The sequence below is a fragment of the Spirosoma fluviale genome (genome assembly GCF_900230225.1).
Lineage (GTDB): Bacteria > Bacteroidota > Bacteroidia > Cytophagales > Spirosomataceae > Spirosoma > Spirosoma fluviale.
The window spans coordinates 610,836-634,241 of the sequence record NZ_OCNH01000003.1 but is presented as its reverse complement, the minus strand read 5'-3'; the positions used below and the strand labels follow the sequence as shown (position 1 = coordinate 634,241).

Annotated in this window: 20 protein-coding genes; 7 read left to right on the top strand and 13 right to left on the bottom strand. The window is 50.6% G+C overall.

Annotation, left to right across the window (positions count from 1 at the left end; genetic code table 11):
• Positions 1–16 precede the first annotated feature (16 nt).
• Complete coding sequence (locus CRO74_RS18790; RefSeq protein ID WP_097127839.1) at positions 17–415, bottom strand: cysteine peptidase family C39 domain-containing protein; 399 nt, start codon at positions 413–415, stop codon at positions 17–19.
• Positions 416–440: 25 nt separating this feature from the next.
• Positions 441–1,169, bottom strand: a complete 729-nt coding sequence (locus CRO74_RS31675; RefSeq protein ID WP_179830247.1) for a WG repeat-containing protein — start codon at positions 1,167–1,169, stop codon at positions 441–443.
• A gap of 914 nt (positions 1,170–2,083) precedes the next feature.
• Between CRO74_RS31675 and CRO74_RS18780 the strand changes: the two genes are divergently transcribed.
• On the top strand, positions 2,084–2,503 hold the full coding sequence (locus CRO74_RS18780; RefSeq protein WP_097127836.1) for a helix-turn-helix domain-containing protein: 420 nt from the start codon (positions 2,084–2,086) through the stop codon (positions 2,501–2,503).
• Here the strand turns inward: CRO74_RS18780 and CRO74_RS18775 are convergent.
• Positions 2,471–3,457: a GNAT family N-acetyltransferase gene (locus CRO74_RS18775; RefSeq protein ID WP_245877907.1), complete on the bottom strand. Its 987-nt coding sequence runs from the start codon at positions 3,455–3,457 to the stop codon at positions 2,471–2,473. The two genes, CRO74_RS18780 and CRO74_RS18775, sit on opposite strands and share 33 nt — an antisense overlap.
• Before the next feature lie 75 nt (positions 3,458–3,532).
• The gene (gene dnaA / locus CRO74_RS18770) at positions 3,533–4,942 is read right to left on the bottom strand and encodes a chromosomal replication initiator protein DnaA (RefSeq protein ID WP_097127832.1); all 1,410 of its coding nucleotides are present in this window, start codon (positions 4,940–4,942) and stop codon (positions 3,533–3,535) included.
• A 304-nt stretch (positions 4,943–5,246) separates the two neighbouring features.
• Between dnaA and CRO74_RS18765 the strand changes: the two genes are divergently transcribed.
• From CRO74_RS18765 to CRO74_RS18750, 4 genes are all read left to right on the top strand, one after another.
• Positions 5,247–6,596 (top strand): methylmalonyl-CoA mutase family protein, encoded by a 1,350-nt coding sequence (locus tag CRO74_RS18765; protein ID WP_097127831.1) that lies wholly within the window; start codon positions 5,247–5,249, stop codon positions 6,594–6,596.
• Between the two features lie 20 nt (positions 6,597–6,616).
• Positions 6,617–8,806, top strand: a complete 2,190-nt coding sequence (gene scpA, locus CRO74_RS18760; RefSeq protein ID WP_097127830.1) for a methylmalonyl-CoA mutase — start codon at positions 6,617–6,619, stop codon at positions 8,804–8,806.
• A 109-nt stretch (positions 8,807–8,915) separates the two neighbouring features.
• Positions 8,916–11,147, top strand: a complete 2,232-nt coding sequence (locus tag CRO74_RS18755) for a S41 family peptidase (RefSeq protein ID WP_097127828.1) — start codon at positions 8,916–8,918, stop codon at positions 11,145–11,147.
• 84 nt (positions 11,148–11,231) lie between these two features.
• Positions 11,232–12,548 carry a DUF3472 domain-containing protein gene (locus CRO74_RS18750; protein ID WP_097127826.1) on the top strand — a complete coding sequence of 439 codons (1,317 nt, stop codon included), beginning with the start codon at positions 11,232–11,234 and terminating at the stop codon, positions 12,546–12,548.
• Between the two features lie 230 nt (positions 12,549–12,778).
• On the opposite strand, the gene CRO74_RS18745 is transcribed toward CRO74_RS18750, so the two are convergent.
• A complete protein-coding gene (locus tag CRO74_RS18745; RefSeq protein WP_097127825.1) occupies positions 12,779–14,800 on the bottom strand; it encodes a hypothetical protein in 2,022 nt (673 codons plus the stop codon).
• A gap of 124 nt (positions 14,801–14,924) precedes the next feature.
• On the opposite strand from CRO74_RS18745, the gene CRO74_RS18740 reads away from it, so the two are divergent.
• Positions 14,925–15,794 carry a DNA/RNA non-specific endonuclease gene (locus tag CRO74_RS18740; protein ID WP_097127823.1) on the top strand — a complete coding sequence of 290 codons (870 nt, stop codon included), beginning with the start codon at positions 14,925–14,927 and terminating at the stop codon, positions 15,792–15,794.
• A 95-nt stretch (positions 15,795–15,889) separates the two neighbouring features.
• On the opposite strand, the gene CRO74_RS18735 is transcribed toward CRO74_RS18740, so the two are convergent.
• Together CRO74_RS18735 and CRO74_RS18730 are read right to left on the bottom strand one after the other, a co-directional pair.
• Positions 15,890–16,975, bottom strand: coding sequence for a fatty acid desaturase family protein (locus CRO74_RS18735; RefSeq protein WP_097127822.1), 1,086 nt, complete (start codon positions 16,973–16,975; stop codon positions 15,890–15,892).
• A 205-nt stretch (positions 16,976–17,180) separates the two neighbouring features.
• The gene (locus tag CRO74_RS18730; RefSeq protein ID WP_245877906.1) at positions 17,181–17,558 is read right to left on the bottom strand and encodes an NAD(P)-binding domain-containing protein; all 378 of its coding nucleotides are present in this window, start codon (positions 17,556–17,558) and stop codon (positions 17,181–17,183) included.
• Positions 17,559–17,863: 305 nt separating this feature from the next.
• On the opposite strand from CRO74_RS18730, the gene CRO74_RS18725 reads away from it, so the two are divergent.
• Complete coding sequence (locus CRO74_RS18725; RefSeq protein ID WP_097127820.1) at positions 17,864–19,234, top strand: tetratricopeptide repeat protein; 1,371 nt, start codon at positions 17,864–17,866, stop codon at positions 19,232–19,234.
• A gap of 82 nt (positions 19,235–19,316) precedes the next feature.
• Here CRO74_RS18725 and CRO74_RS18720 read toward each other — a convergent pair whose 3' ends face one another.
• The 6 genes from CRO74_RS18720 to gcvH all read right to left on the bottom strand — a co-directional run bounded on the left by CRO74_RS18720 (position 19,317) and on the right by gcvH (position 23,380).
• Positions 19,317–19,673 (bottom strand): VanZ family protein, encoded by a 357-nt coding sequence (locus CRO74_RS18720; protein WP_245877905.1) that lies wholly within the window; start codon positions 19,671–19,673, stop codon positions 19,317–19,319.
• Positions 19,673–20,395 (bottom strand): gliding motility-associated ABC transporter permease subunit GldF, encoded by a 723-nt coding sequence (gene gldF, locus CRO74_RS18715; RefSeq protein WP_097127817.1) that lies wholly within the window; start codon positions 20,393–20,395, stop codon positions 19,673–19,675. Before gldF ends, CRO74_RS18720 begins: the two co-directional genes overlap by 1 nt.
• Before the next feature lie 70 nt (positions 20,396–20,465).
• Positions 20,466–20,987, bottom strand: coding sequence for a DUF4199 domain-containing protein (locus CRO74_RS18710; protein WP_097127816.1), 522 nt, complete (start codon positions 20,985–20,987; stop codon positions 20,466–20,468).
• Positions 20,988–20,999: 12 nt separating this feature from the next.
• Positions 21,000–21,551: a DUF4199 domain-containing protein gene (locus CRO74_RS18705; protein ID WP_097127814.1), complete on the bottom strand. Its 552-nt coding sequence runs from the start codon at positions 21,549–21,551 to the stop codon at positions 21,000–21,002.
• Positions 21,548–22,897, bottom strand: coding sequence for a dihydroorotase (locus tag CRO74_RS18700; RefSeq protein ID WP_097127813.1), 1,350 nt, complete (start codon positions 22,895–22,897; stop codon positions 21,548–21,550). Before CRO74_RS18700 ends, CRO74_RS18705 begins: the two co-directional genes overlap by 4 nt.
• Before the next feature lie 99 nt (positions 22,898–22,996).
• Positions 22,997–23,380 carry a glycine cleavage system protein GcvH gene (gene gcvH / locus CRO74_RS18695; RefSeq protein WP_097127811.1) on the bottom strand — a complete coding sequence of 128 codons (384 nt, stop codon included), beginning with the start codon at positions 23,378–23,380 and terminating at the stop codon, positions 22,997–22,999.
• Positions 23,381–23,406 lie beyond the last annotated feature (26 nt).

Genomic DNA, 23,406 nt, shown 5'->3' with positions numbered 1-23,406 from the left:
TTTTCGTATAACCAACCTAAAGGCAATGCAGGAACCCGAAAACCAGGCAACAGTTATCCAAACAGATACATGTAGCCTTAAAATCGGCCAGTGTGCTAACGAATACCCGTCCATCTGGGTATTGCCGGGTAATATAGCCCTCGTTAATGCTCGAAATAAGCGATGGCTCCTGCAAATCGCTATCGGGAACGATCAAGACTGGTGCGTCAAGGGTAAAAAGCTGATCGGCCGATAGCTTAATAGCCGCCGTTTCGATGTTACGTTCCCGCAATACACCCGTTACGGCATGAAGACTCGGAAAGTCAGGATGGGTTTCCAGGTCGTCCCGGAGCGATGTTGCGGTAAAGGGAACTTTCAGTTGGGTCAGCAGCAAACTGACGACCCTGATGATCTGATCGTTATAAGAAAGTTGCATGGTAAATGATAAAGCGGGTTGGGGCTTAGAATGCTCTGCGCCGATAAGCGACGAAGAGTACAAGCATCAAAAAAAACAACACAATACTCAGGTTCCAGCCCGTACCGAGCCGGTAGTTGACCCAGTGGCCCTGTTTATCAATTGTAGCTTTTATTCCGAATCGCTCGACATGGGCATGCCCATGTCGAAAAGAGGCCGCACGGGTATAAACGGCGGGAATAATCAGCTGACCTTTCTGGTTTACATACCCATAACGCCCTTCCTGACTCACCAGGGCTAACCCCTCGGCAAAGGGCTGGGCCGATTCATAAAGCAGTGGCGTAACGATACTGCCGTTGGCCCGGATATGACCCATACGGCCATTGAGCCCCGCGAGGCTAATGCTATCGGCATCGAAATAACTGACGTTATCGTATAGGAACGGAATCAGAACTACCCCTGCCTGGTTGATACAGCCCCACTTACCGGCTTTTCGTACCCAGGTGAATGGATACGTAGACGCTACAGTAGCCTCATACGCGAACGGAATAATCTGTTGCCCGTTGCGGTCGTCCACGAAACCAAACAACCCTTTGTGCTGAACCCGGCGCAGGTGTTGCCAGCTATATTGGTTATCTGCATCAAAGTCAGTTAGTGTAGGGGCCACAACCTCACGACCTGTAGTATCCAGAAAACCAAACAGTGCCTTCTTCATGACCATCCTGATTTTACCATCGCGATAAGGCACTATAGAATCGTAATATTTGGGGATCATCAATTCGAATTGATGATTTAAATAGTTGTCACGCTTATTTAAAGGGTTCCGACCCAAAACATTATACTCAGAAAGAGGAAGCTGATACCTATAATCAACGCCAGGCTCTCCGTATCTAACAATTTGAATTAACCCTCCTTCAAAATAACTTACTCCCGTTAAATTACATGGAACTATCTCATCCAAATTCTCATCTAACAAGCCCAAATCCCCTGTCTTTGAACTCATTACAGGCAGAATCCCTTCTTTGAAAGTATCTCCCCAACATCCATATATATCAGAAATTTTTTGCTTCTCCTGATTAAGAAATCTGAATTTACCTCCTCCTATCCCTATGGCATAAATATTTACATGTACTTTAAATAAAGTATCATAGTTTATTTTTTTACCTTCAAATACTACATAGGATTTTTGTACCTTTTTATTTATCAAAGGCGGTTGATTTAGAAAAATGTTTATTACTAAAAGAAATAGTAGCATTTTAATTTTTCATAAAAAATTTCACACAGCAAATAATTTTTGCTGTGTGAAATTCAAGAAACATATTAAAAACAACCTTCGCGACCTCCACAGTGGTTACAATCACCATCACACTTACCTTTCCCTGCACCCGGACACCAGCAAGTTACTGGAACCTTAGATTTACCTCCCGAAATTTGCTTCTGCTGGTCTTTGGTTAGTACCTCTGCTCCTGACAAAGTCAGTACTTTTAATAAATTTTTCATGTGATTATTAGTCGCCTACCCGCCACACGTGATGTGAAGCTTTGTGCAATACAAAAATGGCGCACCTACGTAGTAAACATAATCAAAAATATTATATATTTAACGATTAATGTAATAATTTAATTATAATTTTGATTAATTCTCTGAATATGGCCCAATTGTAGACATATAATTACATTGATAGGTAGGATGGGCATTGCTACTAACATACGTCAGCAACGTGATAAGAAAAAAATGAGTCAACGAGTATTAGCCGATCTTGTTGGTGTAGCACAATCAACAATTCACAATTGGGAATCAGAATCAAGTAGCCCGGATGGGGATGAAATCAAAAAACTGGCCGAGGTACTTGACGTTCCGATTTCTGAACTATTCACAGAAGTAGTTTCCGTGAAAGTTATACAGCAAAATAGAGACAATTCGCATAGCAATAACCAGCACATTCATCCTTCTACCCAATTGGCATTTCATGACGAGCTACTCTCGATTCAGAAAGAGCTAATTCAGGTTCAGAAAGCCAGAATCATATCTTTGGAAGAAGAAATCGAACGATTAAGGAACCAACAAGTCAGATCGTTACCGATTCAAATACCGCCATCCAGTCCATAACAGGTTTTCAAGCTTACTCAGCCGGTTCCAGCGCATGGCCTGGAACGGCTCTTCAACGGCACCGAAACTCTTGTAAAATTTGCGAATGGACGGCTTTTCGGGGCTTTCGAAGTCGAAGATTAGTTTCTGCCCGGCTTTTTCCTGAATGAGCTGGTCAATGAGGATGGTACGGGCGTTTACCCGTCGGCCGGTGGCAGATGCGGCATTGAACAGGTAAATAATGCGCCTGTCATCGCAGATAAACAGCGCTCCCGCTTCAATTTGTCCGTTGTAAACGGCATACCGCAGTGTAACCAAACCGCGTTTGTGCAGCGCCTGAGCCAGATTTCTGAACATGTCATAGGCCCAGTCCGCTACGCCCCCGTCAATAGTTGCGGCATGGTTTTCCCGAAACAACGCCAGCAACGGCTCAACATCACTTGACTCAACAATGGCCCAGCGGTTATCCAGTTCAAACGCACGCTGAGCCCGACGCAGGTTCTGCTTACGGTCGCGGGTGTAGTTGCTGTAGATTACCTCATACCCGAAAGACAGGTAGATGACATGGGTAGTTCGTAGCTGAAAGCTGGCAAAAGGCAGATCGATGCCGGGCAATTGGTTTGTACAATACAGCGAACCATACCGGAACTGCTCGACCATATGCCGAAAAAACGAGTCGGTATCCGGTAGTTCATCAGCACTGAAGACGGATAGAAACTGACAGAAAAAGGGCTGATGCACGACCCATTCGTACGGGATACCAGCTACCATCTTTCGGCGCAGGGGAACGGGCATAACGGCGTGGTAGGTTCCTGTCTGATCAACCTGCACAACGCCAACCCATTTCCAGCCGGGGGCGGGCAGTACGGCATCCAGATACCAGGTATAGCCGTAGACACCTGGTTGCCGTGAGGTTGCCACGCAGACATCCCAGGCGTTGGCGTCGAGTTTATGACGGGGAATTGTTTTCAGCATGGTTATCATGCTGACGAACGAAGTAGCCAAAAGTATCCTTTCGGGAAGAATCGGGCTTCAATAAACCGGGCCTGCTTACTTAAACATCGCCTTCAGCTTCTCGACACTATCGCGGGTTTCACCGGGTTTCGCTACCAGATCGCTTACCGTTTGAATGGCATGAATAACCGTGCTGTGGTCGCGACCGCCGAAATGATAGCCGATGGATTTCAAGGACAAATCTGTTTTTTCTTTGGCCAGATACATAGCTATCTGGCGCGGATGAACCAGTTCACGCTTGCGGCTTTTGGCTTTCAGATCGGCGATGGTCACGTTGTAATAATTGGCAACCGCTTCCTGCACGGTATCAATGGTCACTTCGCGCTCGGAGTCGACCACGATATTGCGCAGCGTTTTCTTGGCCAGTTCGAGGTCAATTTCGCGCCGGTTGAGCGATGCCTGCGCCATCAATGACACAATGACACCTTCCAGCTCACGAACGTTTGTATTCACGCTGTGGGCCAGATATTCAATGACGGTATCTTCGATGTAGATCCCTTCGGCCTGAAGTTTTTTCTGAATAATGGCGATGCGCGTCTCCAAATCCGGCGTTTGCAGATCGGCGGAGAGTCCCCATTTGAAGCGCGAGAGTAATCGGTCTTCGAGGCCATCCAATGCTCTCGGTGCCCGGTCGGAGGTCATGATGATCTGCTTGCCGGACTGGTGGAGGTGGTTAAAAATGTGGAAGAAGATCTCCTGTGTCTTCTCCTTCTTTTGAAGGAACTGCACATCGTCAATCACCAGCACATCGACCTGCATGTAGAACGACGTGAAGTCGCGGATACCGTCGGAACGAACGGCGTTGAGAAACTGATTCGTAAACTTCTCCGATGTAACGTAGAGGACGAACTTACCCTGGTTGTTATTCTTGATAAAGTTACCGATAGCCTGCACCAGGTGGGTTTTACCCAGTCCAACCCCGCCGTAAATCATGAGGGGGTTGAAAGACGTTACGCCGGGCCGCTCGGCAACGGCATATCCCGCCGAACGCGCCAGCCGGTTACAGTCTCCTTCCACGTAATTATCGAAGGTATAACTCGGATTGAGGTACGAATCCAGCGTAAGCGAATCGAGGTCTTTGAGCTGAAACGGGCTCTTCAGAATGTCGGGATTGACGTTATCCGGCTTGGAGGTATGCGTCGATTTGGTGGTGGGCACATTAACCGTAAGCGGTCTGTTCTGCTCGTTACCTTTATCGACAATAATGGAGTATTCAAGCTGACCATCCCGACCGATTGCGGTATCGAGGGCTTTACGCAGGGCATGTACAAAATTCTCCTCCAGCCACTCGTAGAAAAATTCACTAGGCACCTGAATGGTGAGCACATGGCCGTTCAGCCGCAGCGGAACAATTGGCTCAAACCAGGTATTGAAACTCTGTTCGGGGACGATCTCCCGTATGACATTCAGACAGCGATTCCACACCGTCGTTACTTCACGCTGCATGCCGGTCTGAGGAGTTACATTCACGGGTTTATACTTCTGTTACGTTGGGTGCCATCAAAAAAGGGAGACAAATGTATGAAAATATCTGACCGTCTGGTGTAGGAGAGGTCACGTTTTTCTGAGTTATCGGTCTATATTTTGACGATAAGCTAAAATTACGCGATTCGGACAGAAGGGCAAGGGCGAAAGAAAATCCCTTTGAATAATGCAATTAAGAGTCACGTTTCATCAGTTAGACACTTGAGCTCGCCCCAGAAAAAAGAAAAACAGTACTTTTACTGTTATCTTATCCTAAACATCCCTGATGGTGTCTTTTTTCTCAACAATATTCCCATCCGCCGACAAATCAGACTGGATGGCCCAGGTGCTGAAAGAGCTTAAAGTGACTCAAACCAGCGAAGATGCCCTGGAAAGCCTCCGCTGGCATAGCCCGGAGGGGTTTAGTGTAGACCCCTATTATACTGCCGATGATCTAACCCAGCTCTCGTCCATCCAAACAATTCAGGCAGCTCAAAAACAAACGCCCGGCTGGCTCAATGCACCGGAATACGTTGTTGCCAACGACAAGTCGACCAATGCCAGCTTGCGTGACGCCCTTACCCGTGGGGCCGATGCGCTCGTGCTGTCGATGCCATCCGCTCAGCCCGATTGGACAACCGAGAGCCTGTCCCGTTTGCTGAACGGTATAAAACTGAGTGAAACGCCTATTTTCGTTCGGTTGCCTGCCGAACAAACCGCCCGCTTTGTTGAGGTTCTTAAAACCGTGGCCCCTTACCAGTTGAAAGGCGGATTATTAACAGACACCAGCGAGTCGACGGCGACAATTACCCGCCAGACACTCGACTCGCCCCAGTTCCGTACCATCTGCGCCAGCAGCCACGCATTTCACAATGCCGGAGCCACCGCTTCGCAGGAGCTGGCCTTTACCCTGGCTTCGCTAACCGATACCTACGACCAACTGACCGACAACGGCCTGACCCTGGAGCAGATTATTCCCAAAACGGTAATTTCGCTGTCGGTTGGTACCAGTTACTTTCTGGAAATTGCCAAACTGCGCGCTTTACGTGTGTTACTGGGCCGCCTGATTACGGCCTATTCATCCTCAATTCACCCTTCATCCTTTTTTGTACAGGGCCAAACGTCGACGTTCTACGACGCTGCGGCTACGGCAAACACCAACCTGCTGCGGGCTACAACCGAAGCTATGGCGGCTGTCATAGGGGGTTGCGACGCCCTGACGATACACCCGTACGATACCGTTTTAGGCACCTCAACCAACCCCGATTTCTCGGCTCGCATTGCCCGCAATGTGTCTATTTTGTTGAAAGACGAATGCTACCTGGACAAAGTTGCCGATCCGGCAGCCGGGTCTTATTATATAGAAACCCTTACGGCGAAGCTGGTTGAAACCGCCTGGACCCTGTTCATGTCTGTCGAAGAAAAAGGCGGATTTGCGAAGGCTCTGGCCAGTGGATTCATATCGGCCGAACTGGACAAAGCTTACCAGGAAAAGGTGGAAGCGGTTCGGGCGGGGAAGGTGCTGGTCGGCGTTACGAAATTTCGGCTCGACGAATCCGGCTCTCCGTCCTACACCCCTCCGGTGGCTTCTGAAACGGTATTACCGAGCCGTCGATTAGCGAAAGCCTTCGAATAAATTAACACACCGCACCCGATATGAGACCCAATTTCACAACTATACAACATCCTTCAGCGGTCGATAAGACTACGTCCGACGATCAGTCCGTGTCCGTACGCACCGACCGCACGTTCCCGACCGCCGAAGGCATTAAACTAAAACCGCACTTTACGCTGACCGACGTACAGGATGCCGGGCACCTGAATTATGCCGCCGGTATTCCGCCGTTTTTGCGGGGCCCCTATGCCAGTATGTACGTTCGCCAGCCCTGGACCATTCGGCAGTATGCGGGTTTCTCGACCGCCGAAGCGTCAAATGCTTTTTACCGGCGTAACCTCGCAGCCGGCCAGAAAGGCCTATCCGTTGCCTTTGATCTGGCCACCCACCGGGGCTACGACTCCGACCATCCGCGGGTGGTTGGCGATGTGGGCAAGGCCGGGGTAGCGATTGATTCGGTGGAGGATATGAAAATCCTCTTCGACCAGATTCCCCTCGACCAGATGTCGGTGTCCATGACTATGAATGGGGCTGTACTGCCCATTATGGCCTTTTTTATCGTAGCTGCTAAAGAACAGGGCGTTCCACCGGAAAAACTGTCGGGCACCATTCAAAACGACATTTTGAAGGAGTTCATGGTTCGAAATACATACATATACCCCCCGGAGCCATCCATGCGCATCGTGGGCGATATATTCGCCTATACGGCGCAGTACATGCCCAAGTTCAACTCCATCAGCATCAGCGGCTACCACATGCACGAAGCCGGAGCACCCGCTCAGCTTGAATTGGCGTATACCCTGGCCGATGGACTTGAATATATCCGAACGGGCTTACGGTCGGGTATGGGTATCGACGAGTTTGCTCCGCGTTTATCCTTCTTTTGGGGGATCGGCATGAATCACTTTATGGAAATTGCCAAGCTGCGGGCCGGTCGGTTGCTCTGGGCCAAAATTGTGAAGCAGTTCGAACCGAAAAACGTCAAATCGCTTGCCCTTCGTACTCATTGCCAGACGTCTGGCTACAGCCTGACCGAGCAGGACCCGTTCAATAACGTGGCCCGTACAACCATTGAAGCCCTGGCGGCAGTGCTGGGTGGCACGCAGAGTCTGCATACCAACTCCCTGGACGAAGCCATTGCCCTGCCAACCGATTTTTCGGCTCGTATTGCCCGTAACACCCAGCTTTACTTACAGCACGAAACCGACATTACCCGTGCTGTCGATCCCTGGGGCGGGTCGTATTATGTCGAATTTCTGACCAAAGAACTGGTCGAAAAAGCGTGGGCGCTCATCGAAGAGGTAGAGCAACTGGGCGGCATGACCAAAGCCATCGAAACGGGCTTGCCCAAACTCCGGATCGAAGAAGCCGCAGCCCGGAAACAGGCCCGGATCGACTCCGGCAAAGATGTCATTGTAGGTGTCAATCGCTACAAACCGTCTTCGGAAACGGACATAGAACTGCTCGACATCGACAACAAAGCGGTACGCGAAAGTCAGCTAAACCGGTTGAACGACGTTCGGGCGAAACGCGACAACGAAAAAGTCAAGCAGGCACTGGCCGCAATTACCGAAGCCGCCATGACCCCACCCCTATCTTCCGGTGAACCCTCTGCCCAAACCCCTCTGCCCAAATCCCAAAACCTGCTCGCCCTCGCAGTAGAAGCGGCCCGGCACCGGGCTACCCTTGGTGAAATCTCCGATGCTATGGAAAACGCGTTTGGCCGTCACAAGGCTACCATTCGGGCCGTATCAGGCATTTACTCCGCCGAAGTGTCGGACGATGAGAACTTCCGGATCGCCCGCGAAATGAGCGACAAATTTGCCGAACTCGACGGTCGGCGTCCCCGGATTCTAGTGGCCAAGATGGGACAGGACGGCCACGACCGGGGTGCCAAAATCATTGCCACCAGCTTTGCCGACCTCGGCTTCGATGTCGACATGGGGCCGCTGTTCCAGACACCAGACGAGGTAGCCCGGCAGGCGGCCGAAAACGACGTGCATATTGTGGGCGTATCGAGTCTGGCTGCGGGACACAAAACGCTGGTACCACAACTCATCGACGAACTGAAAAAGATTGGCCGCGACGATATTATGGTCATTGCCGGGGGCGTTATCCCGGCTGGCGATTATCAGTATCTGTACGATGCGGGCGTTAAAGGCGTATTTGGTCCCGGCACGGTAATTTCCGTAGCGGCTCAGAAAATTCTGGCGGAGTTGATGGCGGAATAAGCTTAGACTTATCGCCATACGTTAATATTCTTTAATTTACTAAACCACATGGGTAGAGTTTGCCGGATGACCTCGTTTATGCGTCAGTATCTGACACCCTCGACCTTATATGCAAAGCCCGTATCTCCTTCTACTCGCCAGCCTGACCAGCCTCTCCCTATTCGCCCAAACGGGTAACTTCGGGTTTGAACAGCGTACCGCTACCGGCCAGCCCGTTGGCTGGAATAGTCTTAGCAACGACTACCTCTTTACGCTCGATTCGGCGGTAACGCACGGTGGCCGGTATGCGCTTCAGGTTGCCTATAAAAATAGCGGTACGTTTGGGGGCAGTCACTGGCGGGTACCAGCCACCTTTGCAGGCAAAAAGCTCACTCTGAAGGCCTTCGTTAAAACCAGCGGCACGGGTACAGAACCAAACACCTATGCGGGCCTGTGGATGCGAATCGACGACGCGGCCAGCAAAGCGCTTGCGTTTGACAACATGGCCGACCGGGGTATCAAAGGCACCACCGACTGGCAACCCTGCACCATTACCCTCACCATCCCCGACGAAGCCGCCAGTATTCATCTGGGGGGTATTCTGGTCGGAAAAGGAACCGCCTGGTTCGACGATGTCGAGCTGACGGTCGATGGAGTGCCCGTCGAAAAGGCTCCGGCAAAAGTGGTAAAATTGAGTAAAGCCCAGACCGACACGGCCTTTGCCAACGGTTCCGGGATTGAACTCACCGCGCTTACTAAACAGCAAATCGACAACCTGGATCTGCTGGGTAAAGTATGGGGGTTTGTCAAATACTACCACCCTGCCGTAACCGAAGGCAACCATAATATGGACGCCGAGCTGTTTCGAATAATGCCTGCCGTACTGAAAGCAACCTCTACGGCTCAGCGTAGCGAAGTGCTGCTGAACTGGCTTACCACTTTCGGCCCGGTGAAAACGACCGCTAAAGAGCCCGACACGACCCAGGCAGTTCTACGCCCAGACCTCGTCTGGCTTACGGATGTAGCCCGACTGGGCGAGCCTTTACAGGCCCAGCTAATGACCATTCGGCAGGCCAAACGCCCGAACAAGTCCTATTACGTGAGCCTGTTTCCGCAGGTGGGCAATCCCGAATTTAAAAATGAACTGCCCTACCGACGGATGACCACACCAGACGCGGGCTACCGGCTTCTGTCGCTTTACCGCTACTGGAACATCATCCAGTACTTTTTTCCGTACAAGCACCTCATCGGCGAAGACTGGAACAAGGTGCTGCCAACGTTTATTCCGGCGTTTGTCAATGCCCGCGATTCACTGGCGTATCGGCTGGCTGCGCTATCCCTCATCGGCCGCATTCACGATACGCACGCCAATGTGTGGGGCGACCAAATTATTCGGAAAGATTACAAAGGGAGCTTCTTCTCGCCGGTTCAGGTCAGATACATCGAGAATCAGTTTGTGGTCACTAACTTTTTCAACGACTCACTGGGCAGGTTATCGGGGCTGAAACGGGGCGATGTTGTAACGTCTGTCGATGGCGTACCAACCAGCGCACTCATTCAGCAACGCAAGCCTTACTACCCCGCATCGAACGAGCCTACCCAACTCCGCGATATAAGCCGCGACCTGCTGGCCGGTCATACAAACACCGTTAAACTGGGAATTGAACGAGCGGGCAAAACGCAAACCGTGGTCATGAATCGGTACAAACCCGGTCAGGCAAAATTTAATGATCAGATTGATTACAGCAGTTACCCCAAAGACAGTTGCTATCAACTCCTGCATCCGGATATTGGCTACCTGTTCCTAGGGAATATAAAGGCCAACAAACTGCCCGACATCATGCGCCTTTTCAGCAACACAAAAGGGCTGGTCATTGACATGCGGTGTTACCCCTCGGAGTTTGTCGTTTTTTCGTTGGGGAAATACCTCACTACCCCTAAACTGTTCGCTAAGTTCACGGCGGGGAACGTTGAGACGCCCGGCCTTTTCCGCTGGCAGTCGCCCATATTGGTCGGCGAGCGGAGTGTACGGGAGGCTTACAAAGGGAAAGTCGTTATTCTGGTCAACGAACTAACCCAGAGTTCGGCGGAGTACCATACTATGGCCTTTCGGCAAGCACCGGGCGCGGTTGTTCTGGGCAGCACAACAGCTGCGGCCGATGGCAACATCTCGCCCTTTTATTTACCCGGTGGTCTGTACACCATGATCAGCGGCATTGGCGTCAACTATCCGGACGGCCGCGAAACCCAGCGAATCGGCGTAGGGGTGGATGTAGAAATGCGCCCTACTCGTAAGGGCATTGAGTCCGGCCGTGATGAACTCCTGGAAAAAGCTATAAGTCTGATCCGGGCAGGAAACTAATGGCGGACTTTGTGACGGCTCGCCAACGAATTGATTTTGGCACTACTTTGCTGGTCAATTTCTTCGGCTACTTCTCCCTTCACTATGATCGTACGCAATTGGCTCTTAGTCAGCTGGCTACTTTTACCGATTTTCCTTTGTTTCAGCACATCCGTTGCCGCCCGCACCGGTCACGAGCCCAACGTAGTGCGGGTGCCCCTTGGCGGCAATAGCTGGATAATGAATGCCACAAATAACCCGGACGCTATTTCGAAAGATGGGCCAACAAACTGGTCAAGCCCCGCCAGTATAGTCGAGACGTACGTGCGGTTTGCGAAGACGGGAACGGTAAACCTATCCATCAACCTACGCGTTCCAACGGGTAAGAGCCGATTACGCGTTACAGTGCTGGGAAAATCAACAGAAATTGATGTTCAGAGCAGCACGTTCACCGATTATCCGCTTGGCCAATGGGCTATTCCCAAGGTCGGTTATGTTAAACTGATTTTGCAGGGTGTCAGTAAGACGGGCACAACCTATGCCGACGTGACCGATTTTGGCATTAGCGGACAGGCTGTGGATGAAGAAACAGCTTTTGTACGCAACAACGAAGGGAATTTTTTCTATTGGGGTCGGCGGGGGCCGTCGGTTCATTTACGCTACCCCATTCCAGAAGGCGTGGATGCCGAATGGTTTTACAATGAGGTGACGGTGCCGAAAGGCAATGATGTCATCGGGTCGTATTATATGGCCAACGGTTTTGGCGAAGGGTATTTCGGGATGCAGGTCAATTCACCTACCGAACGACGAATCCTTTTTTCGGTCTGGAGTCCGTTTCAGACCGATAACCCTAGCCAGATTCCGGCCGATCAGAAAATCCTGCTGAACCGAAAGGGGCCGAACGTAATTACGAATGAATTTGGCAATGAAGGCTCCGGCGGACAAAGTTACGTACGCTACAACTGGGTGGCAGGTCAGACCTACAAATTTCTGATACACGGCCAGCCCGATACGGGTGAATACACGACCTATACAGCCTATCAACTGCCAGCTAATGAGACCAGCTGGCAGTTGATCGCCAGCTTTAAACGGCCCAAAACGACAACGTATCTCAAGTCGCTCTATTCGTTCCTGGAAAACTTCACACCCGAAACGGGAAACGTGTCGCGGGAGGTTGAGTTCTCGAATCAGTGGGTCAGAAGTAAAGAAGGGATCTGGCAGGAACTAACCCAGGCGCAGTTCACGGGCGACAATACGGCCCGGAAATTGTACCGGATGGATTTTGCGGGTGGCTTACACCCAAATCAGCGATTTTTTCTGCGAAACTGCGGCTTCTTCGATGACTATACGCCCCTCAAAACGGATTTGACAAGATCACCTCAGAAACTGGCTCCGGCCATTAATCTGGATCAGCTACCTTAAGCTTATTATTGCATCAGGCGCCAAAGTGTCAATCCATCTCGGAATACAACTAACGTGAACAATGGACTATGTAGATTGATATTCAAGACTTTAAGTTTCGTAGGCACGGTATGTTTGTAGAATGGTGTAGTTCAGGCGTAGCTTGCAACTTGAATTAACCATATAAAAAGCCCGATTCTGATCCAGAACCGGGCTTTTTATATGTAAACCAATAAGTTTTTTGAATACAATCAATACTTATTGATAATTGAATCGGGCAGGGCTTGTACGTCGATTCCCGTGGCTTTCATCAGGTTCATGCGGTTGTTCTGACCGTCGACGTAGGCAGGGTTCACCACCATCGACCGATTGTAGTAATACGAGGCCAGTTCCAGTTTCTGCCGGTTGTTCTGCGCTATTCCTTCGCCCTGATAAATTACACCCAGGTTATTATAGGCCGGTGCATAGGCATTGGCCGCCCGGATTGTCTGCTTGTAATAGTATTTGGCCGAGTCGACGTTAGGTGTGATTTTCTGAAACACATAGGCCATCGAGAAATACGCTTCACCGAAGCTCGGATAGATGCGGGTTGATTCCTGAAGATGGTCGAGTGCCCAGCGCCCGTGCTTGTTGGCATGAGCAATGTTTGTATCGATCAGGGTCTGGGCTTTTTTGATCTGCTCGGGTGTTGGCTTGGGCTTGATGGCGTTCGTTGCGTTGGCAATGGAATCGGCTTTAGCGCGGTCTTTCAGGCCTTTTTCAATCCACTCATTCGCTACGTGCCGCTGTACCTGACAGCTGTTGGGTGCATACGGCAGGGCCGAGTTGAACAGAACGAAGTTATTCTCCCAGTCGCGGTTGCGCTCTACGGTTTTGAACGAATACAAACCGGCAATAACCGCCATCAGCCCCAGCAGAGGGGTATAGCGAACCAGGTGCGACTGGGCTGAGGGTTCAGCAGGATCGACCGGGTTACGGACCAGTAACTTTCTCAATCCCCACACAAGTACAAAGGCAAAGCCCATGACGGCGGCATACGTAAATCGTTCGGCAAAGATACCGCCACGAATCCAGATAAAGCCCAGCCCTGGTGCCATGGTGACAAAGAACCAGAAAATACCAAATCCCCAAAGGGTACGTTTAACGAACCCTTTCCAGGCCAGCCAGATCAACCCGACCAAGGTAAAGAAACCAGCCCAGGTCAATAGATCACCTTTCCCACCCGATGGAATTACATTGTATGAATAATCATACACCAGCGGATGCGGCAGAACCAGCAGGCGGATGTAGTATTCCAGAAACTTGAACATGGTAGACTTTTGCGTCTTCTCAATGGCGTAGGGATAGTTAGCCCAGTCGACGGGGGGCGTACCGCTGAGGGTACCAATCATTTTCTGCTTCTGGTAGAAGAACAGAGCCGCTACAATCAGGAACGGCCACAGGCTAATGAGCGAATTCCAGAGATTCCGGCGGGCAAACCAGTACTGCATAGCCGGAATAAGTGCCAGGCTAACGATGGACGATTCTTTGGACAGGAAAGCCAGATAGAGCGATACACAAGCCCCGATAATCCAGCCCTTTTGGGTCGTTTCGAGATACCGCCAATACGCTAGCAACATGAGTGCAATGAACAGAAAACTCAGTATTTCATCGCGCCCTTTGATGTTGGCCACGATTTCGGTGTGCAGTGGATGGGCAATAAAAACCAGCCCGATCAGGAACGCCGTAATGGTTTGATTAACAAGCCATTTTTGCAGCAGTATACCTACCACCAGGCCTGTGAGGCCATACAGACCCGCATTGATCATGTGGCTGATGTTCGGATTATCTTTAAAATACTCCTGCTCCAGCGCAAATGTAATTAGTGATAAAGGCCGGTAGTAACCCAGCGAAATATTGCTAAAGTGCCAGAATTCGGTGCGCAGCAAGTCAGGAATACCAGCAATACCTTTCTTCACGAACAAATTCTGCCCCACAGCCGCAATATCGTCGAGCGCATACTGATGCCCAAACGTGTTGATATACAAGGCAACGCCCAGGAGCGCTAGTACTACGGGAGGCCACCATTTTACCTGCCGGTCGTTAATAGGCAGGTCAGTATTTTGGTCTGTTTGGTTTGGCGAATTGGTTCTTACCACCGGGCGCTGGCCGGGGTCGGTGGCGCGGGGTCGACCAGCACTGCCTGTATTTGTCAAAGCAGGTTTAGGAGTGACCGTTTTGTCCTGGGGCGGTCGAGGATTCTCGTAGCCCTGTGATTGCTTCTTTTTAGCCATAACAGCGGGTATTCGTCAATTGGATTCGTCCTGATTCTTTCCCCTGGCAGGCCTTACGCCAACGTAGAGAATCAGTACATTTATGGATTATTTGTAAAGTTCAGCAAGAATGTCAGTAAAATCAATGAAAGGTTTCCATCAACTTAAAACTATAACCTGGGCGCTTGGTCTGAGCCTGCTGCTCAACAGCTGTCTTACCGTTCGTCCGTCGTTACCCGCCACCAGCACAGCCGCTGCCCTTAGCCGAACCGATAACCTCGCCCTTGGCAATCCAAGTAAGGCATCCACCGGTGATCCGGACAATTACCTCATCAGCCGACCCCAGTATACGCTTTCGTACAGCCGCAGCCGGGGCATTGCCAACTGGGTAAGCTGGCACCTGAGTACGGCCTGGAAAGGCGACACCAAACGAGCGGACCTTTTCCGTCCTGACCCGGCTTTACCGGCAGGCTGGTCGGCGGTACGCACGTCCGATTATACCAACTCCGGCTTCGACCGGGGGCACCTCTGCCCTTCCGACGACCGCGATGCAACGCCCGAAGATAATGCCGCTACCTTTCTCCTCACCAACATCGTGCCAGAAGCGCCACGCCACAACCGTGAAGTCTGGAAGAATCTGGAAGAGTATGAACGGCAGCTCATTAGCAACGGCAACGATGTTTACATTCTGGCCGGTACAAGTGGTACCGGCGGCACGGGCCAAAATGGGTTTGCCACCTCCATCGCCAACGGAAAACTAACGGTTCCGGCCACACTCTGGAAGATAGTCATTGTGGTTCCGGCCACTGGTGACAATACCTTCCAGCTCACCGAAAACACACGTGTTATTGCGGTATCCATTCCGAACAGCCAATTAGCTGCCGACAAGCCCTGGCGCGCTTACCTGACCACCATCGACGCTATCGAAAGCATGACCGGCTACGACTTCCTGTCAACCGTACCCATTGACATCCAGCAGATTATCGAGAAACGGATTGACGGCAGCAACAGCTGACAGATGTACAAAAAGAGAGGCCCAAAAACACAGATAGTCAGGAGTTTCCTTCATCAATGTTTTTGGGCCTCTGTAACCAGATGGCTTACAAATGCTCAGGCGGTTGCCACGCTCACCTGGCTCATAGCCGGAACATCCATTTTTACCGGTATCCGCTGCGTCCGGCGACGCAGTAACGCAATCGCATCCGCATCGTCGGCAAAGGTATTATTGATGTTGACCATGTGTTGAGCCAGCACATCGTACTTACCGCGCATCAGCAGAAAAAATACCCGCCCAAAATCCAGACCGTCAAAAATAATGGCTCTGTTCTGGGCGTATTTATCAATTGTTTTCAGGAAAAAAGTCGGGTGTTCGGTCCAGTGCATGGCCGGGCGAACGTGGTGGCTAATGTGATACCCGTCATTCCAGCATTTTTTATTGTAGTTTACGTTAATGCAGGTAATGCTGTTTTTATAGGCATTTCCGGGATCTTCGCCATCCACAAACGCATGTTGTGTCCAGTTGCCGAGCATCGCGACCAGCCGGTAAATAACGAGCGGCAGCAAAAATACCAGCACCGTAGCGGCCCAGTTCACGAAACACAATCCCACACAAACGATAGCAAAGGCGATCTCGCCCGTGAGCGCGCGGGTAGCTAACTTGCCCCGGTTTTTCAGCCGCAGATAGTCCAGCAGATTCCGTACGCCAACGACAAAGAACCGACCAAAATAAGCCAGAAAGCTCCGATAGCTGTCTCGCTGAAACGTCATTGTGCTACTATCGTCATCCTCAAGGTTATTTTCGGGATGGTGCATGCCGATGTGGTGGCTATAATACGTTTCGGGCGTGTGTCCGAAAAAAGGAGCTAATATCCAGGGGAGGTAGTTATTCATCCAGCCGTACTCCGGCTTAAAAAACGGACGATGACTCGTGCAGTGCAGCATCAGCCCGAAGGGCCCCTTGAACCTGAAATTGCTGATAAAAAAATGGACGGCCGCTACAGCCCACCAGGCCCAGCCGGTTACGAAAGGCATAAACAGAAGTACACTCAGGGGAATAAGCGTCAGACTAATACGGAGGGTGAGGTAAATAAAGGGCAGATCCCGCTCGTCTTTAATATAGTGGAGAAAAAAACGATCCAATCTGCTGTAATCACGACCTTGGAAAGTAGGGTCGTGTAGGGTGCTTAATACCTTCATGTAAACGTATGTTGAGTTTAAGATAAGATGTCTATTAAAAAAAAGGTTCAGGCAGTTTCATGTCCATAGCGAACTCGAAACTGCCTGAACCTCCATATACTGTCAACGAAAGTAAGGCAATTTAATTTGATAGTATTTTATTAAGATAAAATTTATTTTTTCTCAACAGCATGTCTACCAAACTCGTTTCGTAAAGTAGTGACCACTACCCGCCGGGCCCGTGTACAAATAGCCGTCTTCTACCGAGATGTCCCGAAAAACGCCATGCAAGCGAGTCTTTATAATGTGAATTACCCCCATCAATAACCACATCGCCCGCCTGCATGATGGCCAGCAATTGCTCCATAACAATATCGATTAATGGACCGGCCGGAATCATCAGCCATAATACCCGCTTCTCAGGCAGCGCGGTATACAGGTCCTGTAAGGTGCTCACTCCCTGGGCTCCTTCGCCCTTAATGGCTTCAACTAACGTTTCGTTAATGTCGTAGCCAACAACAGTATGGCCATGTTTTACCAGATTACTGACGAAATTGAACCCCATCTTTCCTAAACCAATAAATCCAATATTTATAACAATCAATGATTTGAGCGGTTAAGTTGGCGATTTTTTCGGTAACGCCCTGCCCTTATTCCACCAGACTATGCGTTGATCACCAGCCTACTAACACCGCCATGCCGTGAAATCTCCGTTGGTTGACCTGTGCGTTAGAGGTTATATGCGGCTCTATATAGGCAACACGGATAAGCCTTATTTGTTAACTGCCCAGAAATTGAAAACTTATTTTGTATTTAGTATACATATATGTGCCTTTTTATTCATTAATTGTAGCGACAATTAGTCCAGGCATCTATTCTACATAAATCAACACCCACTAATCAAATACTATGCGAACATTGTACGTATCCCTTTTCTTTCTTTACCTGATCACTCAAATGCATTTGTCCTTTGCTCAGCAAACACAAACAGCAACTGACTACTTTAACGAAGGAATCCAAAAAAGTGCCGCAAAAGATTACCCGGGTGCCCTACAGGCGTTCACCATGTCGATCATTCAAAACCCAGAAAATGGGCCGAGCTATTATAATCGGGCGCTGACCAAAATCAGCCTGAATGATATCCAGGGCGCTAACCTTGACCTCGACTTAGCCATTGAGTTTACCCCCGGCGATGCCAACGCGTACTTGTACCGGGGTATAAACCGAACCCGCCAGGAAGACTTCCGGGGAGCCATGCAGGATTTTAACCGGGCGGTTGAGTTGAGTCCCAACGATGCCTTGCTCTATTACAACCGAGGGCTTTGCCGGCTTCAGATCAACTACACGAACAGCGCGCTGGCCGACTTCAACAAAGCCATAACCCTGGCTCCCAACGATGTTGCCATATTGATAGCCAGAGGAAACTGTAAAATGCAGCTGAACGATTACAAAGGGGCGCTGGCCGACTACAGTCTATGCCTTGAAAAATCACCGAACAGATCGCAGGCACTGGCAGGGCGTGGATATGCCCGATTCAAACTGGATGACTATAAAAATGCAATACTCGATTTTAACCGGGCCATCGAGATAAGCAGGGACGACGCGGAACTCTACTACCGGCGAGGGCTGGTTAAGTCGAGATTGGGTGAGTTTGAAAACGCACTCACTGATTTTGACAAAACCGTACAGTTGAACCCCAATCATTTCCGGGCTTTATTCAGTCGTGGTTTTAGCAAAAGTCGACTGGGCAACGTAAAACAGGCCGTTGCCGATATTGACAAGTCCATCGAGATGGGAGCTGTCAACACCACCAACAAGGCCTATTACAGTGACTTTATTACGGCCAGTACGCTCCAGTTATTCGGCTCCGTTGTTCAGGATCGGTACAAGGCTACGGAACTGGCAGACGACCGCGCCGATGCCTATCTGGTGCGGGGCATCATCCGCAACTCGGGTGGCGAGAGTAAACTAGCCCTGCAAGACCTTAACCGGGCCGTTGAACTCAACCCCACCAACGCCGAAACGTACTTTATTCGTGGGGTTGTCCGGTCATCGCTTGGGGACCAGAAAGGCTCGCTCATTGATTGCAACAGCACGATTAAATTAAACCCCCGTCATGCCGAAGCCTATTACCTGCGCGGTATTATCCGGTTCGATTCGGGCGATGAGGCCGCAGCCTGTATCGATCTGAGCCGATCCGGTGAGCTGGGCTATTCACAGGCTTACAAGATTATCAGTGCCAAATGCAATGCGGCTTCCCGGCCAACAGCTATGCGCTAACGGCGGCTTACTGATTAAAACCAATAAAGGCCTGACGTTGCTGGCAACGTCAGGCCTTTATTGGTTAAGCCCTATACATCGGTCAATAGCCAATTTTCACCATTTTCTGAACGGCGGGGACCAGCAACAAGCCGATTAGAACACCCACAAAATCGGCAGCCAGATCCATCCAGTCTCCACTGCGATTGATGGGTAATATATATTGAAGGACTTCAATCAGCCCACCAAAAAGCAGGCCCACCACCATGACCGTAACGAACGGGAAGCCCGTCATGCGCCAGAGTATGGCAAACAGGGCGAATATGGATAAATGCTGCCCCTTGTCGTTCCAGGTAAGTAATTCATCCGGCAATTCGGTATGCGGTGTCAAACAGCCGATCAGCATTATGATTGTCCAGGCAATGGCCATCCATCGCACTAGAGTTGGAGTAATTTTCATCAGGTTGATTTCAGCCTGTTGGCCGTAAAAAGAAGAAAAAGTATAATAAGACTAAGCAAATACACAACGTTACGGGTGTCGATAATACCCCGGCCCAGTGCCCGGTATTGCTCATCCAGCGCAAACAAAGATAAATAGTACGAAAAGCCGCCAAATAGGGTCAGACCCGCCAGGGCACTCAGACCAACATACAGTAAGAAGCAAAAGAATACACCCAGCACAAAGGCTACTACCTGGTTATCATTGAGCGAAGAGGCCCACAAGCCAATGGCAACAAACACACCCGCCAGCAACACTAACCCAATGTATGACCCAAATACACCCGCCGAGTCAATATTGCCTATGGGCGAACCAAGCTGATATAGCGTAATATAATACAGTAACGTAGGTACCAGCGTGACCACAACCAGCAGCCAGCTGGCCAGAAACTTGCCGCCTACCACGCCCCACCGGCTGACGGGTTTGGTGAGAAGCCACTCCAGCGTACCCGCCCGCACTTCGTCGGCGATGGACCGCATGGTGATGGCGGGTACCAGAAACAGCATGACGTAGGGCGTCAGGTTAAAAAAAGTACCCATATCGGCATACCCATTCTCCAGCAGATTCGTATCCGGAAACACCCAAAGCAACAGCCCTACAGCCATCAGGAATACGCCCATGATGATGTAGGCAATTGGCGACGAGAAGAATTGATTGACCTCTTTACGAAAAATAGCCAGCACGGATAAAGCTCTGTTTACGGTTAATACGTTTCGGCAGGTGGTTTATCTTCGCAGCCTACTGAAACACTAGTTAATCAAACGGATTTGCTTTGTTGCGCCGTATAAACGCAGCTACAATCAGCGATAAAAGAAAGCCAACGATTAACGTGCCAAACACCCCGGCAATGAACGTAAAACCCGGCGACTGTAGCTTCTCCGACCATTCCATGGCCTGATCAATGGCTTCGTCAGACATGTTTCCCTGCTCTTCCAGTTTCTCGCGGGCTTTTTCCATAGCCCGCTGCTGTACCGTTGGATCAATGAATACATTGTAAAAGGTCGTGAAAGCAGAAGAAAGTATTCCGCCCACGGCAGACGTAAGCGCGCCAAGTCCAAGCCCTTCGCCATAGGTCATATACCCCCCATTCAACGACCGGAATTCCCGCATCGAAAGTACCAGAAAAGCAACCATAGCCCCTAAGGTCAGCCCGCTGAACAACGGGTTGGTCGTCTGGTCGGTGAGGTACATAACCAGGGTAATCGCCATCAGTACGAGGCCAAAAATAACACCCCATTTCAGGGCCACACGAGCGGTAGACGGTTGTTCTTCCATAATAAATTGGTTTTACTGCATGATGCTGTAATCTTGCTTCCGGAAAATAAGCGAAATGATCAGAACGGGCAATACTGCCAGGGCTGTTTTTTTAGTGAGTTCGTCGGGCAACAACACGCCAGGTTGCATGTTCGATACTTTTTCCCACTGCTGGGCAAAGGTTTCCGGCCCAAACTGATCGGTGATCTGCTTTTTACCTTCCAGTAGCAGCTTTTTCGAGTTCGTGACGTACTCGGCAAAAACGCCCGGATCGATCTGCGTCACAAACAGGTAAATAAGCCAGCCCGTTACCAGAGCGGCTACCGTATTAAGAACGTAACCAATGGTTAAGCCTTCCCATAAATGAAGCCGCCCCTGACCAATGTGCTTCCGGTAATACCAGACGGTGGCAATCATCATAATGATGTGAATCCCGTAGTCGAGGACGCGGATGTTCCCCAGCGCCGGTACCCCGATGGCATACAGACCCAGGAAATAAAGAAAGCAGAGAACACCCGTAGCCAACCCGGCAAGAAGCGGAAACTTTAATAGCGGATGCCCAAAATAATTGAGGATACTTTTCATAAGGTGGTCGTGAACTGGCCGCGATGCACCGTGCCGATTACGCGGCCCGTGAGCGTTTGGCCCAGAAATGGTGAGTTTTTTGATTTGGATAACGTACGGCTGTATGTCCAGATGCCCGCAGGGTCGAAGAGCGTCAGGGTGGCGGGTTGCCCTTCGGCAATGGTCGTTACCGGCAGGCGCAGTATTTGCCGGGGCCGGGTGGTCAGCTTTTCGATAAGCTGCGCCAGTGGCAGGTCCTGGTTATGCATGACGGCATTTGAAAAAACCGTTTCCAGACCGATAATACCAAAGTCAGCCTGATCGAATTCCAGGTTTTTACATTCAGGATCATGGGGCGTATGATCCGATACAATCGCATCGATGGTGCCATCTTTCAGGCCATCCCATAACGCACGCACATCAGCCACCGACCGGAATGGCGGGTTTACTTTCAGATTTGTATCGAAGCCGGACAAAGCCGAATCGTCGAAAACCAGCTGATGAGCCGCTACGTCGCAACTTACCGGGCTTCCCTGCGCTTTGGCCTGCCGGATCAACTCCACCGACCGGGCCGTGGAAATCGTAGAGAAGTGCAGCGCGGGGGGTATTGGGCAGGGGGCAGAGGGCAGAGGGTAAAGTTCCGACTCATTCTCCTCTGCTCCATGCCCTATCTCCTCTGCCCCATGCCCGAGAACATACTCCAGCAGCCGTAGATCGCGCTCGATCATCAGCTCTTCGGCCAGAGCAGGCATGCCTTTCAGTCCGAGCAGCGTACTTTGAACACCCTCGTGCATCTGCCCAAAGCGGGTTAGCAGCATTTCTTCCGGGCGGTTCATAAACAACCCGTTAATTGGCTCTAAATACTGCAGCGTCTTTAGCAGCAGATCGGGGTTTTGAAGCGGGTGGTTCCCGTCAGAAAACGCAACGGCACCCGCATGATGCAGGTCGAGCATTTCCGTAAAATCTTCACCAGCGGCTTTTTTCGTAACGGCAGCAATGACGTGTACCCGTACCGGCTGCCCCTCGGCCATCCGCTGGATATAGGCTAATGTGCCCTTGGCATCCACAACGGGCTGCGTGTTGGGGAGTACAGCAATGTCTGTAAAGCCCCCGGCGGCAGCGGCCCGGCATACACTGGTCAGGTCTTCTTTGTGTTCGTAACCGGGGTCCTGGGTTAGCACGCGCATGTCGACCCAACCGAGGGAGACGTGAAGATTATCGGCCTCCACGACCCGGACGTTCGTGTCGACGGGCAACTGGGCACCAATCTGACGAATCAGGCCGTTTTCGACCAGAATATCACATACCTGTCCATCGAACGATGAAGCAGCATCAACAATACGGGCAGAACGAATCAGGAGTTGCATGAGTGACGTCCCGGCGGTTTTCGGGAGCAGAGGCCGGGTAAAAATGATTGTTTAAAAAAAAGGCCCCTTGCGGAGCCTTCTGGAGTTCAATGCGGTAAATCAGGCACCAACCAATTCCCGATAGGCATCGGCGGTTAGTAAGCCATCCTGCTGCGACGCATCCGCCGGTTTCAGACGGATAATCCAGCCTTCGCCGTAAGGATCGCTGTTGAGCAGTTCCGGCGATTTTTCGATGGCCGGGTTCAGTTCAAGGATTTCTCCCTCTACCGGCAGAAACAGATCTGATACGGTTTTAACAGCCTCTACTGCGCCAAAAACTTCACCTTTTGGTAATGACTGACCAACGGTCGCAACATCGATGAAGATAATATCACCCAGTTCGTGTTGTGCGAATTCAGTAATACCAATTACGGCCGTACCGTCCTCTTCTATCCGAATCCATTCGTGATCCTCCGTATAGCTTAGTTCTGCAGGAAAATTCATTGTTGGGAAATTGATTTATGCCCGCA

Bases quoted from the DNA above. Each gene is read 5' to 3' on its own strand.
- CRO74_RS18700 (WP_097127813.1), bottom strand. From the start codon at position 22,897: ATGCAACTCCTGATTCGTTCTGCCCGTATTGTTGATGCTGCTTCATCG.
- CRO74_RS18780 (WP_097127836.1), top strand. From the start codon at position 2,084: ATGGGCATTGCTACTAACATACGTCAGCAACGTGATAAGAAAAAAATG.
- CRO74_RS18750 (WP_097127826.1), top strand. From the start codon at position 11,232: ATGATCGTACGCAATTGGCTCTTAGTCAGCTGGCTACTTTTACCGATT.
- CRO74_RS18705 (WP_097127814.1), bottom strand. From the start codon at position 21,551: ATGAAAAGTATCCTCAATTATTTTGGGCATCCGCTATTAAAGTTTCCG.
- CRO74_RS18740 (WP_097127823.1), top strand. From the start codon at position 14,925: ATGAAAGGTTTCCATCAACTTAAAACTATAACCTGGGCGCTTGGTCTG.
- CRO74_RS18735 (WP_097127822.1), bottom strand. From the start codon at position 16,975: ATGAAGGTATTAAGCACCCTACACGACCCTACTTTCCAAGGTCGTGAT.
- scpA (WP_097127830.1), top strand. From the start codon at position 6,617: ATGAGACCCAATTTCACAACTATACAACATCCTTCAGCGGTCGATAAG.
- CRO74_RS18745 (WP_097127825.1), bottom strand. From the start codon at position 14,800: ATGGCTAAAAAGAAGCAATCACAGGGCTACGAGAATCCTCGACCGCCC.
- CRO74_RS18720 (WP_245877905.1), bottom strand. From the start codon at position 19,673: ATGAAAATTACTCCAACTCTAGTGCGATGGATGGCCATTGCCTGGACA.
- gcvH (WP_097127811.1), bottom strand. From the start codon at position 23,380: ATGAATTTTCCTGCAGAACTAAGCTATACGGAGGATCACGAATGGATT.
- CRO74_RS18755 (WP_097127828.1), top strand. From the start codon at position 8,916: ATGCAAAGCCCGTATCTCCTTCTACTCGCCAGCCTGACCAGCCTCTCC.
- dnaA (WP_097127832.1), bottom strand. From the start codon at position 4,942: ATGCAGCGTGAAGTAACGACGGTGTGGAATCGCTGTCTGAATGTCATA.
- CRO74_RS18790 (WP_097127839.1), bottom strand. From the start codon at position 415: ATGCAACTTTCTTATAACGATCAGATCATCAGGGTCGTCAGTTTGCTG.
- CRO74_RS18765 (WP_097127831.1), top strand. From the start codon at position 5,247: ATGGTGTCTTTTTTCTCAACAATATTCCCATCCGCCGACAAATCAGAC.
- CRO74_RS18775 (WP_245877907.1), bottom strand. From the start codon at position 3,457: ATGCTGAAAACAATTCCCCGTCATAAACTCGACGCCAACGCCTGGGAT.
- CRO74_RS18710 (WP_097127816.1), bottom strand. From the start codon at position 20,987: ATGGAAGAACAACCGTCTACCGCTCGTGTGGCCCTGAAATGGGGTGTT.
- CRO74_RS31675 (WP_179830247.1), bottom strand. From the start codon at position 1,169: ATGATCCCCAAATATTACGATTCTATAGTGCCTTATCGCGATGGTAAA.
- CRO74_RS18725 (WP_097127820.1), top strand. From the start codon at position 17,864: ATGCGAACATTGTACGTATCCCTTTTCTTTCTTTACCTGATCACTCAA.